Below are 16,186 nucleotides of genomic sequence, written 5' to 3' on the forward strand. Positions count from 1 at the left end.
CATGTCCTCCACGCTCATCACCAACGCCCGCATGGTCAACGAAGGCCGCACCTTCGACGGCGACCTGCGCATCGAGAATGGCCGCATCGCGCAGATCGGTTCCGGGCTGGCGCCGCGCGACGGCGAGCAGGTGGTGGACGCGGCCGGGCGCTGGCTGCTGCCCGGCATGATCGACGATCAGGTGCACTTCCGCGAGCCGGGCCTGACCCACAAGGGCGACATCGCGAGCGAATCGGCGGCGGCCGTGGCCGGTGGCCTGACCAGCTTCATGGACATGCCCAATACCAATCCGCCGACGCTGGATTCGACCATCCTCGAAGCCAAATACGAGCTCGCGCGCGGCCGCGCCTGGGCCAACTACGGCTTCTACCATGGCGCCAGCAATGACAACCTGGAGGCGATCCGCGCACTGGACCCGAAGAAGGCACCGGGCGTGAAGGTGTTCATGGGCGCCTCCACCGGCAACATGCTGGTGGACAACCCGGAAACGCTGGACGCGATCTTCCGCGAATGCCCGACCCCGATCATCACGCACTGCGAAGACACGCCGATGATCGATGCCAACCTGAAGGCGTTCCAGGAGAAATACGGCGACGCGCTGACCCCGGACATGCACCCGGACATCCGCTCGCGCGAGGCCTGCATCAAGTCGACCCGCCTGGCGATGTCGCTGGCACGCAAGCACGGCACCCGCCTGCATGTGCTGCACATCTCCACCGCCGACGAGCTGGCGCTGTTCGAGAAAGGTCCGCTGATCCGCGCCGACGGCAGCCGCAAGCAGATCACCGCCGAGACCTGCGTGCACTTCCTGCACTTCGCGCGTCCGGACTATGCGACCAAGGGCAACCTGATCAAGTGCAACCCGGCGATCAAGGAAGTGTCCGACCGCGAGGCGATCACTGCCGCGCTGGCCGATGACGTGCTGGACGTGCTGGCCACCGACCACGCGCCGCACACCTGGGAAGAGAAGCAGAAGCCCTACGCGCAGGCGCCGTCGGGCCTGCCGCTGGTGCAGTACGCGCTGGTGGCCGCACTGGAACGCGTGCACGAAGGCAAGCTGACCCGCGAGCAGGTGGTGCAGAAGTTCGCCCACGCCCCGGCGCAGCTGTTCGACGTGGAAGAGCGCGGCTTCCTGCGCGAAGGCTACTTCGCCGATCTGGTCCTGGTCGAAGACGTGCCGTTCACCGTCAAGCGCGAGGACGTGCTGTCCAAGTGCGGCTGGTCGCCGTTTGAAGGCACCACCTTCCGTTCGCGCATCGCCTCCACCTGGGTCAACGGCCAGCTGGTGTGGGATGGCAGCAAGCTGGTGGGCGAACCCGCCGGCCAGCGCATGACCTACGACCGCTGATGCGCTCCGTTCTCCTGATCGGGGCGCTGCTGGCGGCGCCCTTGTTTTCCGCACCTTCGGCGCAGGCACAGGATGGCATCGGCAGCCTGATCGACAGCCGCGTGGTGTTCCCGGCCAGCGCGTCGCAGGGCGCGCTGGTGATCGGCAAGGTACCCGCCGGCAGCCGCGTGCAATACGCCGGCCGCCAGTTGCGGGTGAGCGGCTATGGCAGCGTGGTGTTCGGCATCGGCCGTGACGAGAAGGGTCCACTGCGCGTGCAGGTGCAACGCCCCGATGGTGGCAGCGAGACCGCAACCATCACGGTGACACCGCGCGACTGGCCCACCGAACGTGTCAACGGCGTGCCGCCGAAGACGGTCAATCCACCACCGGCCATCGCCGAGCGGATCAAGCGCGAGCAGGCGCAGGTGACGGCTGCACGCGCCCGTGATGACGACCGCACTGACTTCACCCAGACCTTCATCTGGCCGGTGCAGGGCCGCATCAGCGGCCGCTTCGGCAATGCGCGCGTATACAACGGCCAACCCGGTGCCGGGCATTCCGGCATGGACATCGCGGTGCCGACCGGCACTCCGGTGAAAGCACCGGCTGCCGGCATCGTCACCTTCGCCGGCCCGGACCTGTACCTGACCGGCGGCACGCTGCTGCTCGACCACGGTTTCGGGGTCAGCTCCAACTTCCTGCACCTGTCACGCATCGACGTGAAGGTCGGTGACCGTGTGGAACAGGGCCAGGTGATCGCCGCCGTCGGCGCCACCGGCCGCGCCACCGGCCCGCACCTGCACTGGGGCATGAACTGGTTCGATACCCGTATCGACCCGCTGCTGGTGCTGGAACGCAAGTAACGCGCGCAATGCACTTTGGTGGGTGCCGACCTTGGTCGGCACAATCTCATACAGCGTGCGGACCAAAGTCCGCACCCACCTAAGCAGTCAGCCGCGCGCGGCCCACCACACGCGCAGCAGGGTGCGCACCGGCGTCGCTTCAACCGGCTTGCCTGCGGCCTGCGCGGCGACGCGGGCACGCGCCAGGCTGGACCACACGCGGCGCGGGCGCGGGCCGGGCACCCGGCTGCCCCACCCCTTCAACAGATGCTGTGCCCAGCGCTGCGCGGCGGTGCTGGAATCCTCGTCCAGCAGGCTGCGCGGCACACCAGCCACGCCGGCGTCCTGCAGGCGCTGGGCCAGGGTCTGCAGCAGCACCGCACGGCCTGCGCCGGTGCGCGGCTTGTCGGCAAAAAGCGCCGCTTCCACGGCGGCTACGGCCTCGGCGTAGTTGGCCAGCGCACGCTCGGCACCAGCCGCATCCAGCGCGACGGTACGCGCTTCAACCAGATCCGGAAGTGCTTCGGCCAGTTGTGCCCACGGCGCACGCACCGGCTCCAGCAGACGGCCCAGCGGATGGCGCGAACGATGCGCGGCCCAGCTGCGCAGCTCCTCGCCCCACCACGCCAGCTTGGCGTCGGCCGGCAGCGGGTCGCCGCTGGTGTTGAGCATGTCGTCGAATTCCTGCAGCAGCGCAAACCACGCCACTGCGATATCGCGTTGCGGTTCGGCCACGAACGGGGCGGCCACCGACCATTCCGGCCAACGGCTGCGCCACTTGTCGAGGAAACTGTCCAGCGCGGTACTGCTCACTACGTGATTCCTTACGGCTGGGCCGGGGCTGCCGGCCGGGTCGGCCAGAGGCTGGCCAGTTGCAGAAGTTCGGCGTTCTCGACCAGCACGTCGGCCTGCCAAGCCAGCGGATCATCGCTGTGCAGGCGGTAACCCCACAACGCCGCCACCGACGGCATGGCCGCAGCACGCGCGGCGATGATGTCGCGCTCGTCGTCACCCACGTACACGCAGTCTTCGGCGGCGATGCCGATGGCCTGCGCGGCGTGCAGCAACGGCAGCGGGTGCGGCTTGCGCTCCGCCAGGCTGTCACCGCCGACCAGCACCGCACAGCGCTGCTGCCAGCCGTACTGCGGCAGGATCAGCCGCGCCAGGTACTCGGGTTTGTTGGTGACAATGCCCCACACCGTACCGGCCTCATCCAGCGCGGCGAGCATGCCGGCCACGCCGTCGAACAGCACTGCGTGCTGGCCGATCAGCGCTTCGTAGCACTGCAGGAACTCGGGGATCAGAGCATCGCGCTCAATGGCTTCCAGCTCAGGGAAGGCCACCGACACCATCGCGCGCGAGCCCTTGGACACTACCGGCCGCAGCAGCACCGGATCGACCGGCGGGCGACCACGCTCGGCCAGCATCGCATCAAGTGTGGCGACGAAGTCCGGTGCGCTGTCCAGCAGGGTGCCGTCCAGGTCGAACAGCACCGCGCGCGGGAACTGCACGGTGGTCATGCAGCCTTGACCGCGTGGGCCAGGTAGTTGATGTCGGTACGGCTGCTCAGCCGCGCGCGGTTGCGCCAAGGCTCGTAGGCCATGCCGCTGACGTCGGCCAGCTGAAGGTCAGCCTCGCGCAGCCAGCGCGCCAGCTCGGCCGGCTTGATGAATTCCTGGTAGTGATGGGTGCCCTTGGGCAGCAGCCGCGCCACGTACTCGGCACCAACGATCGCCACGGCAAAAGCTGCAGCGGTGCGGTTGATGGTCGACAGGAACAGGTGACCGCCCGGCTTCAGCAGGCGCATGCAGGCCTCGATGATCGCGCCCGGGTCCGGCACGTGCTCGAGCATTTCCATGCAGGTGACCACGTCGAAGCTGCCCGGCTGCTCGGCGGCCAGGTGCTCGGCGGCCTGTACCCGGTAATCGACCGTGGCACCGCTTTCCAGCGCGTGCAGCCGCGCGACCTTTACCAGTTCCGGGGCCAGGTCGATGGCGGTGACCTCGGCACCGGCCTGGGCCAGTGCTTCACTCAACAGACCACCACCACAACCGATGTCGAGCACGCGTGCGCCGCGCAGCGGCACGCGGTCGGCCACGTACTGCAGGCGTACCGGGTTCAGCGCATGCAACGGCTTCTGCGGGCCGTCAGCGTCCCACCAGCGGTTGGCCAGTGCGGCGAACTTGTCCAGCTCGGCCTGATCGAAATTGGAAGATGCTTGGGGGGCAGTCATGAGGGAGTCCTTGCGGCGCCGGGGTTCAGGCGCGGATATGACGGATGCGCTCGCGCCACTGGCGCGCGTTGGCGATGATGCCCGGCAGGTCCATGCCGACCAGCTCGCGCTGCACCAGCTTCGGCTTGCCGGCAATCCAGACGTCGCTGACCTGCTGGCGGCCGGTGGCGTACACCAGCTGCGACAGCACGTTGTGCAGCGGCTGGGTTTCCAGCGCGGACAGATCAACGCAGACCAGGTCGGCCTGCTTGCCGACTTCGATCGAACCGATGCGGTCGCCGAAGCCCAGCGCACGGGCGCCACCGAGCGTGGACGCGCGCAGTGTGGTCGCCGCGTCCAGCGCGGTGGCATCGTCGGCCACGGCCTTGGCCAGGATCGCCGCGGTGCGGTTCTCGCTGAACATGTCCAGGTCGTTGTTGCTGGCGCAGCCATCGGTACCGATGGCCAGGTTCACGCCGGCGCGTTGCAGGGCGCAGGCCGGGCAGAAACCGGAAGCCAGTTTCAGGTTCGATTCCGGGCAGTGCACCACGCTGACGCCACGCTCGGCGCACAGGTGGATCTCTGCTTCGGTGAGCTGGGTCATGTGCACCGCGATCAGGCGGTCGTTGACCAGGCCGAGGCGATCCAGCCGCGCCAGCGGACGCTGGCCGTGCAGCTTGATCGAATCGGTGATTTCCTGCGCGGTTTCATGGGTATGCAGATGCACCTGCATGTCCAGCTGGTCGGACAGCATCCGCACCCGCTCGAAATTGGCATCGTTGACCGTGTACGGCGCATGCGGCGCGAATGCGGTGCCGATCAGCGGATCGTTGCGCCACTGGTCATGCAGTTCACCGGCCTTGGCGAAGTACTCGTCGTCGGTCCTGGCCCAGGCGGTGGGGAAATCGATGATGACCGCGCCGACCAGCGCGCGGAAACCGTGCTTCTTGTAGATCGCTGCCTGCACGTCGCCAAAGAAGTAGTTCTCGTTGGCGCAGGTGGTGCCGCCGCGCAGCATCTCGGCAATGGCCAGCGTGGTGCCGTCGGCAACGAATTCGGGGCCGATCACCGCCGCTTCCACCGGCCAGATGTGCTGCTGCAGCCAGGTCATCAGCGGCAGGTCGTCGGCGACGCCGCGCAGCAGGGTCATCGGGTTGTGCGTGTGCGCGTTGACCAGGCCCGGCATCAGCGCGGCCTCGGGGCGGCTCACCACCTGGGTGGCGCGGAAACGCGCACGGGCTTCGGCACGCGGCAGGATGGCCACGATCTCGCTGCCACGGATGGCCACGGCATGGTCTTCCAGCACCACCGCATGCGGCTCGATCGGAACGACATAACCGGCTTCGATGAGCAGGTCGCAGGCTTCGGGGAGGTGCGGGCTATCGCTCATGCGGGCTCACTGGCTGGGGGAGGAGGGACCATTGGCGGCCTTGGGTCTGCCGGGCGACTGATCTCCGGCCGAACGGCTACCGCTGAGCTTCTGGAGGACGAGCCCCTGAGTCAGGGGCGGCCGCGAAGCGGCGGGGTGTGGGTGCTGGTAAGTGGGGCCCACGATCCGCATCGCGGATCGTGGGAGCGCCAGCGCGAATGCGCCAGCGCGTACCCGGATTACTTGACGCGCGAGGAGTACTCGCCCGAGCGGGTGTCGACCTTGATGATTTCATCCTGGTTGACGAACAGCGGCACGCGGACCACTGCACCGGTTTCCAGCGTGGCCGGCTTGCCGCCACCGCCGGAGGTGTCGCCACGGACGCCCGGATCGGTCTCGGTGATCTTCAGTTCGACGAAGTTCGGCGGCTGCACGAAGATCGGCGAGCCGTTGAACAGGGTCACGATGCAGGACTCTTCGCCCTTCAGCCACTTCTCAGCGCCGCCCATGCCGGACTTGTCGGCCTGGACCTGCTCGAAGGTTTCCGGGTCCATGAAGTGCCAGTACTCACCGTCGCTGTACATGTAGTCCATGTTGGTATCGACCACATCGGCCACTTCCACGTCATCGGTCGCCTTCATGGTCATTTCGACCGTGCGGCCCGACTTGATGAAGCGATAGCGCACGCGGGTGAAGGCCTGGCCCTTGCCCGGCTTGATGAACTCGGTCTCGGAGATGACGGCCGGTTCATTGTTGACCAGGATCTTCATCCCGTTCTTGACATCGTTCATGCCCGCAGTGGCCATGCTCAAGCTCCTCAAATGGCGAAACCGCCGCGCGTGCGGCGAGCCGGATAGAATGGAAAGCCCACCGGAACCCCGGCGGGCAACTGTTTATGTGTCCATGATAACCGCAGGCCCCCTGTCCATGCAGCTTTCCGCCTTCCCCCGGACCCCGTCGCCAGGCGCGCCCGCACGCTGGCAGCAGCTCTGGCGCCAGGCGCTGCGCGACCCGCACGCCCTGCTGGCCCGGCTGCAGCTGGACCCGGCCGCGTTGGGTGTCTCGGACGAAGCCATGGCCCAGTTCGCGCTGCGCGTGCCGGAGGGCTTCGTGGCCCGCATGCGCAAGGGCGATGCGGCCGACCCATTGCTGCGCCAGGTGCTGCCGATCGACGAGGAAATGCGTCCGGCGCCCGGGTTCAGCTTCGACGCGGTGGGCGACGGCGCGGCAAAGAAGGCCACCGGCGTCATCCAGAAGTACCGCGGCCGTGCCCTGCTGGTGGCCACCGGCAGCTGTGCGATCAACTGCCGCTACTGCTTCCGCCGGCACTTCGACTATGGCGCGGAGAATGCCGCCAAGGGCGGCTGGCAGGAGGCGGTGGCGGCCATCGCGGCCGACCCGGACATCGACGAGGTGATCCTGTCCGGCGGCGACCCGCTGTCGCTGGCCACGCACAAGCTGGCCGAGCTGACCGACGCGATGCGCCAGATCCCGCACATCCGTCGGCTGCGCATCCACACGCGGCTGCCGATCGTGCTGCCGGAGCGGGTGGACGAGGAGCTGCTGGCCTGGCTGGGTGGGCTGCCCTGGCCGCTGGCGATCGTGGTCCATGCCAACCATGCCAATGAATTCGATGCCAGCGTGGACACCGCGATGGCGCGCCTGCGCGGCATCGGTGCGCAGCTGCTGAACCAGGCGGTGCTGCTGCGCGGGGTCAACGACAGCGTGCAGGCGCTGCAGGACCTGAGCGAACGCAGCTTCGCCGCCGGCGTGCTGCCCTATTACCTGCATCAGTTGGATCGGGTTGAGGGCGTGGCCCACTTCGAAGTGGACGACATCCAGGCCAAGGCGTTGATCGCCGGCCTGACCGCGCGCCTGTCCGGTTACCTGATCCCGAAGCTGGTGCGCGAACTGCCCGGCGACCCTAGCAAGCGCCCGCTATAACACGGGGCCGGGGTCAGATCCCTTTTCCCGCGGAAAAGGGATCTGACCCCAAGACAACGGCTACAGGCCCGACTCGATCATCCGTACCACTTCGGTGGCGGTCACCGGGTGGCTCAGCCAGTAACCCTGGCCGAGGTCGCAGCCACGCTGGGCCAGCAGTTCGAATTGCGCCTGCTGCTCGATGCCCTCGGCCACCACCGTGATGCCCAGCGCATGGGCCATGGCGATGATCGCCGTGGTCAGAGCAAGGTCGTCGGGGTCGCGCTGCATGTCGGCGACGAAACTCTTGTCGATCTTTACCCCATCCACCGGCACCTGGCGCAGATGGCTGAGGCCGGAGAAGCCGGTGCCGAAATCATCCAGCCAGACCTTCACACCGGTGCGGTGCAGCTTGTCCAGCAGTTGCGCGGCCACCATCTCATCACCGATCACCGCGGTCTCGGTCAGCTCCAGGTGCAGGCGCGAGGCCGGCAGCCCGGACTCATGCAGGCACTGCGCCACCAGTGCCGGCAACTCACCGCCGCGTAGCTGCCGAGGCGATACATTGACCGATACGAACAGGTCATCGCCGCCCGCTCCGCGCGGCCACTGCGAGGCTTCCATGCAGGCCGCGCGCAGCACCTTCGGGCCGATGATCTCGATCAACCCGCTCTGCTCGGCCACTTCGATGAACACCGACGGCGGGATCGTACCCAGGGTCGGGTGCTGCCAGCGCAGCAGTACTTCGACACCTACCATGCGGCGGTCGCGCATGCGGAAGATCGGCTGGTAGGCCAGGCGCAGCTCGCCGCGCTCCCAGGCACCGCGCAGCTCCTGCTCCATGTGCACGCGGCGCTCGACTGCATGGTCCATCGCGCGGCTGTAGTAGCGATAGCAGTTCTTGCCGGCCATCTTCGCCTGGTACATGGCGATGTCGCCGTTCTTCAGCAGCGTGGTCGCATCGGCCGCGTCGTCGGGGAACAGGGTCACGCCGATCGAGGTTCCGAGGAACAATTCCCTGCCCTGCACCACCAGCGGCTTGCCCAGCTCGCGCACCAGCACTTCGGCCAGCAATCGCGCATTGGCAGCCACGTCACCGTCGCCGACCAGGATCACGAACTCGTCGCCACCGAACCGCGCCAGCAGCGCCTCATCGCCACCGGCTTCGGTCACTGCGCGGCCGATGCGCTGTGCGAACTGCAGCAACGCCTCGTCGCCTGCCTCGTGGCCAAGGGTATCGTTGACCCGCTTGAAGTCGTCAATGTCGGCAAACAGCAGGCCCAGCCTATGGTTGGAAGCGCGCGCAGCCATCAACCGGTGATCCAGCGCCTCGCGGAACGCCAGCCGGTTGGTCAGCCCGGTCAACGCATCGGTATAGGCCATGCGCCGCACTTCGCGATCATGGCGGGCGATCGCATCCCGCATGCTGGCGAAGCCGCGTACCAGCTCACCAACCTCGTCATCGCGGCTGTTCTCCGCCAGCGGCGCCTGGTAGTCCCCGGCTTCGATACGGCGTGCCGCCGCGGCCAGGTCACGGATCGGCGCCACCAGGGTGCGCTGCACGTAGAGGATCACCACCACGCCGATCACCACCAGCAGCCCCAGCATCAGCAGCAGCCAGCCCAGGTGGCGGCTGCCGACCTGCTGCAGGCGCTCTCCGAGCGTGGCGTTGGCAGCCTGCTCGCGCTGCTGCACCTCGTCCAGCGCCATGCCGACGCGGACGCCACCGATGCGCTGGTTGCCGACCATGATCGGCATCGCGTTGTCGAGCACCTTCGGCGATTCCTGCACCACCAGGGCCCGCGCGGCCACTGCTCCGGGCGCCAGCGGGTCGGCCATGGGCTGCCCGAAACCGGCAACCTCGACCGTACCGTCATGCACCAGCCGGCCATGGTCATCGAACACCAGCACGTAGCGCACCACCTGCTGGCGGGCAGTATTGCGCACCAGCGCACCGATCTGGTCCAGATCGCGGTAGTACAGCGGGTTGGCCAGCGCATCGGACAACTCGCGCGCCATCGCCTCGCCACGGCTGCGCACGCCGCGATCGAACAGTTCATGGATGACACTGCCACTGAGGTTGCGCACCTCGCTCTGCATCGCCGTCTGCCGCCCCAGCAGTACCGCCAGGATCGCCACGACCACGATCATCGCCCCGCCCATCGCAAGCAGGAACCGGGCCTGCATTCCCGAGCCGAGCCACTTCATTCCACTTCCATCCGCACGCGCGTCAATCCTTGTTTCAATTCATCCAGCCGCTGCTGCGCATGCGCATCGACGCGGTGGAAACCGGAAGTGCCAAAAAACCGATGCAACGCCCCCTGCGCCCGCGGATCGCTGGCCGCCTCCAGCAGTACCTGCTGCAGGCGGTCACGCACCCTCGGATCGAGGTCGGCGCGCACCATCTCCACCGCACGCGGGTACGGCTCGGTGCGCAGCAGTTCGCGGAAGTCGCGACGGAACGCCGCCGGCACCCGCCGTTCGTCGTTCCAGTCCACGCTGCTCACCGCTCCCACATCGGCCATCCCCTTGTGCACGTAGGTGGCGATGTTCAACTCACTGCGCACGAACACATAGCCCACGCTGTCCCGGCCCGGCATATCCCAGACCCCGGCAAGGATCTGTGGTGACAGCCCGTCCTGCAGCAGGGTCATCACCGGCACCAGGTAGGCACTGGTGGACGCGGTGTTCTGCAGGGCCAACCGATGGCCGCGCAGATCCTGCACGCGCTGGATCGGGCTGTCGCTGCGCACGAAGAACACCGTCTGGTATTCACGCACGCCATTGCGCTCGGTCAGCAGCAGCGGACGAGCGCCACTGCGCTGGCCCAGCGCCATGGCCGTGCCCGATGTTTCGGTGACCCAGTCGACCCGTCCCCGCCGCAGGTAGCTGGCCATCTGCTGGGGGTCGCGCGCCATCAGGATCCTCCCCTCCTTGATCCCGACGTCGTGCATGCGCGGCACCACATAGTCCAGCAGTGGCTGCAGCTGCTCGTAGTGGGCCTTGGGATCATCGCTGATCCGGCCCAGCACCAGCACCGGGTCCGGTGCTGCACGCACCGTCCCGGCCAGCAGGACCATGGCCAGGCTCAGCAGTCCCCCCTGCATTGCCTTTCGAAGACCTGACACAGGCTTCATCCCCCCTGGGTATCCGGACAGACTACCCGAAAAAATGAGAACGTCGTCAGCTGTCCTTGTTGCCCGCCTGGGCCAGCCGCGCCATGCGCTGGGTATCGGCGAGGATGCCGCGCAGCAGGCGTACTTCCTGCTCGCTCGGCTCGCTGCGCAGGAACAGGCGGCGCAGCTTGCGCATCGCCGATTCCGGCGCGCGGCCCTTGTGGAAATCGATCTCGTCCAGGGTGTCGCCGAGCTGGGCGAAGAAGCTCTCCATCTGCTCATGGCTGGCGACCTGTTCGCGGACGCCGGTCCCCGGCTCAGCCACCGGCTGTGCGCCAAGCAGCTGCATGCGGGTTTCATAGGCCAGCACCTGTACGGCTGCCGCCAGGTTGAGCGAGCTGAACTCCGGATCGGACGGGATGTGCACCGCCGCGTGGCACAGCTGCAGCTCTTCGTTGGTCAGCCCGGTACGCTCGCGGCCGAACACCAGCGCTACCTCGGCACCTTCGCCGGCCTTGGTCACGGCGCGGGCAGCGGCCTCGGCGGGCAGGTACTCCTCCAGCTGGACGCGGCGCGCGCGGGCAGTGCAGCCCAGCACCAGGCGGCAGTCGGCCACGGCCTCGGCCAGGGTGGCCACCACCGGGGCGTCACCGAGTACGTCTTCGGCACCGGCCGAGCGGCGGAAGGCCTCCTCGTCCAATGGCTTTTCGGGCGCGACCAGCACCAGGCGGGCCAGGCCCATGGTCTTCAGGGCACGGGCGGCGGCGCCCATGTTGCCGGGGTGCTGGGTACCGACCAGGACGAATCGGAGGCGGGTGGCGACGGGAAACTGGGACATGAACAGGGAAAATGTCGAGCTGGACGAAGACCAATGGTAAACTGTGCGGCCGGCCACTGCGCCGGACCCGCTCTTTTCCCCCGCCAGCCCTTCTCTTCTGCCTTTCCGGGAGCCCACGCCATGCAGAAACCCGCCGTAACCGTCATGGTCAAGGCCGCCCGCCTCGCCGGCAACGTCCTGTTGCGCAACATCAACAAGCTCGAGGCGCTGAACGTGGTGCAGAAGGGCCGGATGGACTACGCCAGCGAAGTGGACGCGGACGCGGAAAAGGTCATCGTCAAGGAACTCAAGCGCGCCTATCCCGAATACGGCATCTTCGGCGAAGAAGGTGGCGTGCAGGGCGAGCGTCGCCAGATGTGGGTCATCGACCCGCTCGATGGCACCAGCAATTACCTGCGCGGCGTGCCGCACTACTGCGTGTCGATCGCCCTGGTCGAGAACGGCGAGCCGACCGATGCGGTCATCTTCGACCCGCTGCGCAATGAACTGTTCACCGCCAGCCGTGGCGCTGGTGCCGTGCTGAACGACCGCCGCATCCGCGTTGCCGACCGCAAGGACCTGGAAGGCACCATGATCCACACCGGCTTCGCCCCGCGTGAGCGCGCCCGCGCCAGCGCCCAGCTGAAGTCGGTCGACACCCTGCTGGTCCAGGCCGAGGACATCCGCCGCACCGGTTCAGCCGCGCTGGACCTGGCCTACGTGGCCTGTGGCCGCGCTGATGCCTACTTCGAAGCCGGTGTGAAGGCATGGGACATCGCCGCTGGCCTGCTGCTGGTCCGCGAGGCCGGTGGCAAGGTCTGCGACTTCAAGGGCGCAACCCTGGGCCGGATGGACAACCGCGGCCCGGACAACCACCAGATCGTGGCCGGTAACCTGAAGGTGGCCGAATCGCTGCAGAAGGTGCTGGTGAACACCGGCTACGCGGCGGAGTTCGACGCGAAGTTCTGAGGTTCCGTGTAGAGCGGTTCATGGAAACGGCACCTGCGAAGGTGCCGTTTTCGTTTGAGCGCCCACGCATTTGGTCGCGCCGGGCCATGCCCGCGGATCGTTTCCGCGACTGCGGAGGGGTGTCACTTTCTTTGCTCGTGCACCGCGCTGCAGGAGCAGCGTGGAACGGCGTAGCCGGCCCGTAGGGTGGCGCACATGGATGTGCGCCATCAAGAAAGTAACCAAAGAAACACGCCGCCAGGCCGCGAGCCGTCGCTCCGCGCCGGCACCCTGCGCTTCTCGGCGAATCAGGGGACGGCGCCGAACTCGCTTCGCTCAGACACCGGCGCCTCTGCGCCCCTGATTCCCCTGCGATGCTCGGCTCGCTCAAGGCGGACCCAACATCAAGAGCAACAGCTACACCCGGAAGATCCACGCCATGCATGGATGCTGTTGCCGTTGATCTTGATCTTCCAGTCCGCCTTGAGCGAGCCGAGCACCGCAGGTCCGGCGAGGGCGAAGAGGTGCGGGTGTCTGAGCGAAGCGAGTTCCCGCACCGTCCCTCGACGGACCGAGGAGCACAGGGCACCGGCGTGCGCAGCACGGCGGCTCGCGGCCGGCGGAGCGTTTCTTTGGTTACTTTCTTGATGGCGCACATCCATGTGCGCCACCCTACGGGTCGGCTACGCCGTTCCACGCTGCTCCTGCAGCGCGGTGCACGAGCAAAGAAAGTGACACCTCTCCGCAGACGCGGAAACGATCCGCCGGGCACGACCCGGCATCAGCAATGCATCCCCGCAAACAAAAACGCCCGGCGCGAGGCCAGGCGTTCCTGCACTACCTTGGAAGCGGAGGCTTACGCCACCGTAGACGCCCGCAGTGCGGCAATGCGCTCTTCCAGCGGCGGGTGGCTCATGAACAGCTTCTTCGCCGTCGAACCGGCAATACCGAAGGCGGCGATCTGGGTCGGCAGCGTGCTCTGGCCGTGGTTGAGCTGCAGGCGCTCCAGCGCGGCGATCATCTTCTGGCGGCCGGCCAGCGAGGCACCGCCGGCATCGGCACGAAACTCACGGTGACGCGAAAACCACATCGCGATCATGGTGGCGAACAGGCCGAACACCATCTCCAGCACGAACACGATGATGTAGTACGCAAAACCGCGGCCGCCGCCTTCGCGGTTGCCCGACAGCGCGCTGTCGATGATGCCGCCGACCACGCGGGCCAGCACGATCACGAAGGTGTTCAGCACACCCTGCAGCAACGCCATGGTGATCATGTCACCGTTGGCGACGTGGGCGATCTCGTGGCCCAGCACTGCTTCGGCCTCGTCTTCGCTCATGTTGTGCAGCAGGCCGGTGGACACCGCCACCAGCGCATTGTTGCGGTTGGCACCGGTGGCGAAGGCGTTGATCTCCGGGCCCTCATACACCGCCACTTCAGGCATGCCGATGCCGGCCGCCTTGGCCTGGCGCTCGACGGTGGCCAGCAGCCAACGCTCAGTCTGGTTGCGTGGCTCGGTGATCACCACCGCACCGGTGGAGCGCTTGGCCATCCACTTGGACAGCAGCAGCGAAATGAAGGAGCCACCGAAACCGAAGATGCCGGCCATGATCAGCAGGCCGCTCATCTTGCTGGGGTCGGTTCCCGTCAGCGACATCACGATGCTGGCCAGGATCAGCACGGCAAAGTTCGTGGCCAGGAAGAGGGCTATACGGGTGAACATGGGAAATTCCGGCTCGGAAGGGGTCGATATCGATCAATTTGCGGTGCGGTCAGCTTGAATTCAAGCGCCAACCTGACCGACGATTCAGCCTGCATGACCTCCCCCATTCCCTGCGGCCGCTTCGCGCCCTCGCCGACCGGCCTGCTCCACCCCGGATCCCTGCTCGCCGCCTTCGGCAGCTGGCTGCTCGCGCGCCATCACGGCGGCTTGTGGCGGCTGCGCATCGAAGACGTCGATCCGCCGCGCACCGTGCCCGGTGCCGCCGAGTCACAACTGCGGGCACTGTCCGCGTTCGGCCTGGTCCATGATGGCCCGATCCTCTGGCAGAGCGCCCGTGGCGAGGTCTACCAGGCCGCACTGGATGTGCTGCTCGCCGATGATCTGGCCTTCATCTGCCACTGCAGCCGCAGCGAGCTGGCTGCCAGCGGCGGCATCCACCATCGCTGCGTTGCGCGGCAACCAAGACCGGACCCGGCCGTCCGCTTCCGCGTGCCGCCTGGCAGCCTCGTGCACTTCGACGATGGCCTGCGTGGCCCACAGCAGCAGGACGTGCATGCCGAGGTCGGCGACTTCGTGCTGCGCCGCGCCGACGGCTGCTGGGCGTACCAGCTGGCGGTGGTGGTGGACGACGCTGCACAGGGCGTGACCGAAGTGGTGCGTGGCGCCGACCTGCTCGATTCCACCGCGCGGCAGATCCTGCTGCAGCAGGCGCTGGGCCTGGCGGTGCCGCGCTACTGGCATCTACCCCTGCTGCTGGATGCACCGGGCCACAAGCTGTCCAAGTCACTGGCGGCGCTGGCGGTCGACAGCACGCGACCGGTGCCGGTGCTGCGCCAGCTCTGGCAGCTGCTCGGCCAGGCCCCCGCCGCGCTGGACCACGCGCAGGATCTGGACACGCTGTTCGCCGCCGCGCAACGGGCCTTCGACCCGGCGCGGCTGCCGCGTACCGATATCCTGCTGCCGGCCGGCGCACTTTCCGCGCCGATGTTGCAGAATCCCCCTTCCCCCACCTGATTCCCGGACAGCATTCCATGACATCTCGCGTCGCACTGGTCACCGGCGGAACCGGCGGCATCGGTACCGCCATCTGCCAACGCCTGGCCGACCAGGGCCACCGGGTCGCCACCAATTACCGCGACGAAGCCAAGGCCCGTGCCTGGCTGCAGGCGATGACCGAACGCGGCTACAGCGTGTCGATCTTCCCAGGTGATGTCTCCGATCCGGACAGCGCCGAGGCGATGGTGCGCGCGGTCGAGGCCGAGCTCGGGCCGGTCGAGATCCTGGTCAACAACGCCGGCATCACCCGCGACACCACCTTCCACCGCATGCGCGCGGACCAGTGGCACGATGTGATCAACACCAACCTCAATTCGGTGTTCAACGTCACCCGCCCGGTGATCGAGGGCATGCGCCGCCGCGGCTGGGGCCGGGTCATCCAGATCAGCTCGATCAACGGCCTGAAGGGCCAGTATGGCCAGGCCAACTACGCAGCGGCCAAGGCCGGCATGCACGGCTTCACCATCTCGCTGGCCCGCGAGAATGCCGGCTTTGGCATCACCGTCAACACCATTTCGCCCGGCTACGTCGCCACCGACATGGTGATGGCGGTGCCGGAGGAAGTGCGCGCCAAGATCATCGCCGACATCCCCACCGGGCGCCTGGGCAAGCCGGAAGAAATCGCCTACGGCGTGTCGTTCCTGGTGGCCGACGAGGCCTCGTGGATCACAGGCAGCAACCTGGACATCAACGGCGGCCACCATATGGGCTGGTAAGCCGCGCACGGGGTGGTTGCAGCGCGCGCTGCCGCCCCCTGCCGAGAGTCATGCTGCGCAGCACGCAAACCCTTGTTGCGCAACATGATCGCCGCCGAAAGCCAAGCCTGGCGGGGGCTGAGGCGGTTGCAACG

At 67.4% G+C, this 16,186-nt stretch carries 15 protein-coding genes; 6 read left to right on the forward strand and 9 right to left on the reverse strand.

Translation table 11 applies throughout. From position 1 onward, the window contains the following. Window position 1 precedes the first annotated feature (1 nt). Window positions 2-1,348 carry a dihydroorotase gene (locus ACZK2G_RS15050; protein WP_046988151.1) on the forward strand — a complete coding sequence of 449 codons (1,347 nt, stop codon included), beginning with the start codon at window positions 2-4 and terminating at the stop codon, window positions 1,346-1,348. Continuing rightward, window positions 1,348-2,193 (forward strand): M23 family metallopeptidase, encoded by an 846-nt coding sequence (locus tag ACZK2G_RS15055; RefSeq protein WP_046988150.1) that lies wholly within the window; start codon window positions 1,348-1,350, stop codon window positions 2,191-2,193. Before ACZK2G_RS15050 ends, ACZK2G_RS15055 begins: the two co-directional genes overlap by 1 nt. Before the next feature lie 87 nt (window positions 2,194-2,280). On the opposite strand, the gene ACZK2G_RS15060 is transcribed toward ACZK2G_RS15055, so the two are convergent. The 5 genes from ACZK2G_RS15060 to efp form a co-directional block, all read right to left on the reverse strand. Next, complete coding sequence (locus tag ACZK2G_RS15060) at window positions 2,281-2,985, reverse strand: squalene/phytoene synthase family protein (protein ID WP_136639853.1); 705 nt, start codon at window positions 2,983-2,985, stop codon at window positions 2,281-2,283. An 11-nt stretch (window positions 2,986-2,996) separates the two neighbouring features. Further along, on the reverse strand, window positions 2,997-3,692 hold the full coding sequence (locus ACZK2G_RS15065) for a phosphoglycolate phosphatase (protein WP_295377079.1): 696 nt from the start codon (window positions 3,690-3,692) through the stop codon (window positions 2,997-2,999). Beyond that, window positions 3,689-4,405: a bifunctional 2-polyprenyl-6-hydroxyphenol methylase/3-demethylubiquinol 3-O-methyltransferase UbiG gene (ubiG, locus tag ACZK2G_RS15070; RefSeq protein WP_478473744.1), complete on the reverse strand. Its 717-nt coding sequence runs from the start codon at window positions 4,403-4,405 to the stop codon at window positions 3,689-3,691. Before ubiG ends, ACZK2G_RS15065 begins: the two co-directional genes overlap by 4 nt. 25 nt (window positions 4,406-4,430) lie before the next feature. Continuing rightward, complete coding sequence (locus ACZK2G_RS15075) at window positions 4,431-5,774, reverse strand: TRZ/ATZ family hydrolase (RefSeq protein ID WP_046988146.1); 1,344 nt, start codon at window positions 5,772-5,774, stop codon at window positions 4,431-4,433. A gap of 218 nt (window positions 5,775-5,992) precedes the next feature. Then, complete coding sequence (gene efp / locus ACZK2G_RS15080) at window positions 5,993-6,559, reverse strand: elongation factor P (RefSeq protein ID WP_046988145.1); 567 nt, start codon at window positions 6,557-6,559, stop codon at window positions 5,993-5,995. Window positions 6,560-6,656: 97 nt separating this feature from the next. Here efp and epmB point away from each other — a divergent pair, with 97 nt between their 5' ends. Continuing rightward, on the forward strand, window positions 6,657-7,697 hold the full coding sequence (gene epmB / locus ACZK2G_RS15085) for an EF-P beta-lysylation protein EpmB (RefSeq protein WP_337302629.1): 1,041 nt from the start codon (window positions 6,657-6,659) through the stop codon (window positions 7,695-7,697). A 60-nt stretch (window positions 7,698-7,757) separates the two neighbouring features. Here the strand turns inward: epmB and ACZK2G_RS15090 are convergent, their stop codons facing one another. From ACZK2G_RS15090 to ACZK2G_RS15100, 3 genes are all read right to left on the reverse strand, one after another. After that, the gene (locus tag ACZK2G_RS15090) at window positions 7,758-9,884 is read right to left on the reverse strand and encodes a putative bifunctional diguanylate cyclase/phosphodiesterase (protein WP_046988143.1); all 2,127 of its coding nucleotides are present in this window, start codon (window positions 9,882-9,884) and stop codon (window positions 7,758-7,760) included. Further along, a complete protein-coding gene (locus ACZK2G_RS15095; RefSeq protein WP_426355553.1) occupies window positions 9,881-10,783 on the reverse strand; it encodes a phosphate/phosphite/phosphonate ABC transporter substrate-binding protein in 903 nt (300 codons plus the stop codon). The genes ACZK2G_RS15090 and ACZK2G_RS15095 overlap by 4 nt, the downstream gene beginning before the upstream one ends. Before the next feature lie 76 nt (window positions 10,784-10,859). Further along, window positions 10,860-11,630 carry an RNA methyltransferase gene (locus ACZK2G_RS15100; RefSeq protein WP_136639850.1) on the reverse strand — a complete coding sequence of 257 codons (771 nt, stop codon included), beginning with the start codon at window positions 11,628-11,630 and terminating at the stop codon, window positions 10,860-10,862. Window positions 11,631-11,750: 120 nt separating this feature from the next. On the opposite strand from ACZK2G_RS15100, the gene ACZK2G_RS15105 reads away from it, so the two are divergent. Continuing rightward, a complete protein-coding gene (locus tag ACZK2G_RS15105; RefSeq protein ID WP_136639849.1) occupies window positions 11,751-12,578 on the forward strand; it encodes an inositol monophosphatase family protein in 828 nt (275 codons plus the stop codon). 835 nt (window positions 12,579-13,413) lie between these two features. On the opposite strand, the gene htpX is transcribed toward ACZK2G_RS15105, so the two are convergent. Continuing rightward, a complete protein-coding gene (gene htpX / locus ACZK2G_RS15110) occupies window positions 13,414-14,280 on the reverse strand; it encodes a protease HtpX (protein WP_019336842.1) in 867 nt (288 codons plus the stop codon). Window positions 14,281-14,373: 93 nt separating this feature from the next. Between htpX and gluQRS the strand changes: the two genes are divergently transcribed. Together gluQRS and phbB are read left to right on the forward strand one after the other, a co-directional pair. Continuing rightward, the gene (gene gluQRS / locus ACZK2G_RS15115; protein ID WP_136639847.1) at window positions 14,374-15,294 is read left to right on the forward strand and encodes a tRNA glutamyl-Q(34) synthetase GluQRS; all 921 of its coding nucleotides are present in this window, start codon (window positions 14,374-14,376) and stop codon (window positions 15,292-15,294) included. A gap of 17 nt (window positions 15,295-15,311) precedes the next feature. After that, on the forward strand, window positions 15,312-16,052 hold the full coding sequence (gene phbB, locus ACZK2G_RS15120; protein ID WP_006379851.1) for a beta-ketoacyl-ACP reductase: 741 nt from the start codon (window positions 15,312-15,314) through the stop codon (window positions 16,050-16,052). The last annotated feature ends 134 nt before the right edge of the window (window positions 16,053-16,186 follow it).

Source organism: Stenotrophomonas sp. 107298_Sma (assembly GCF_056480345.1).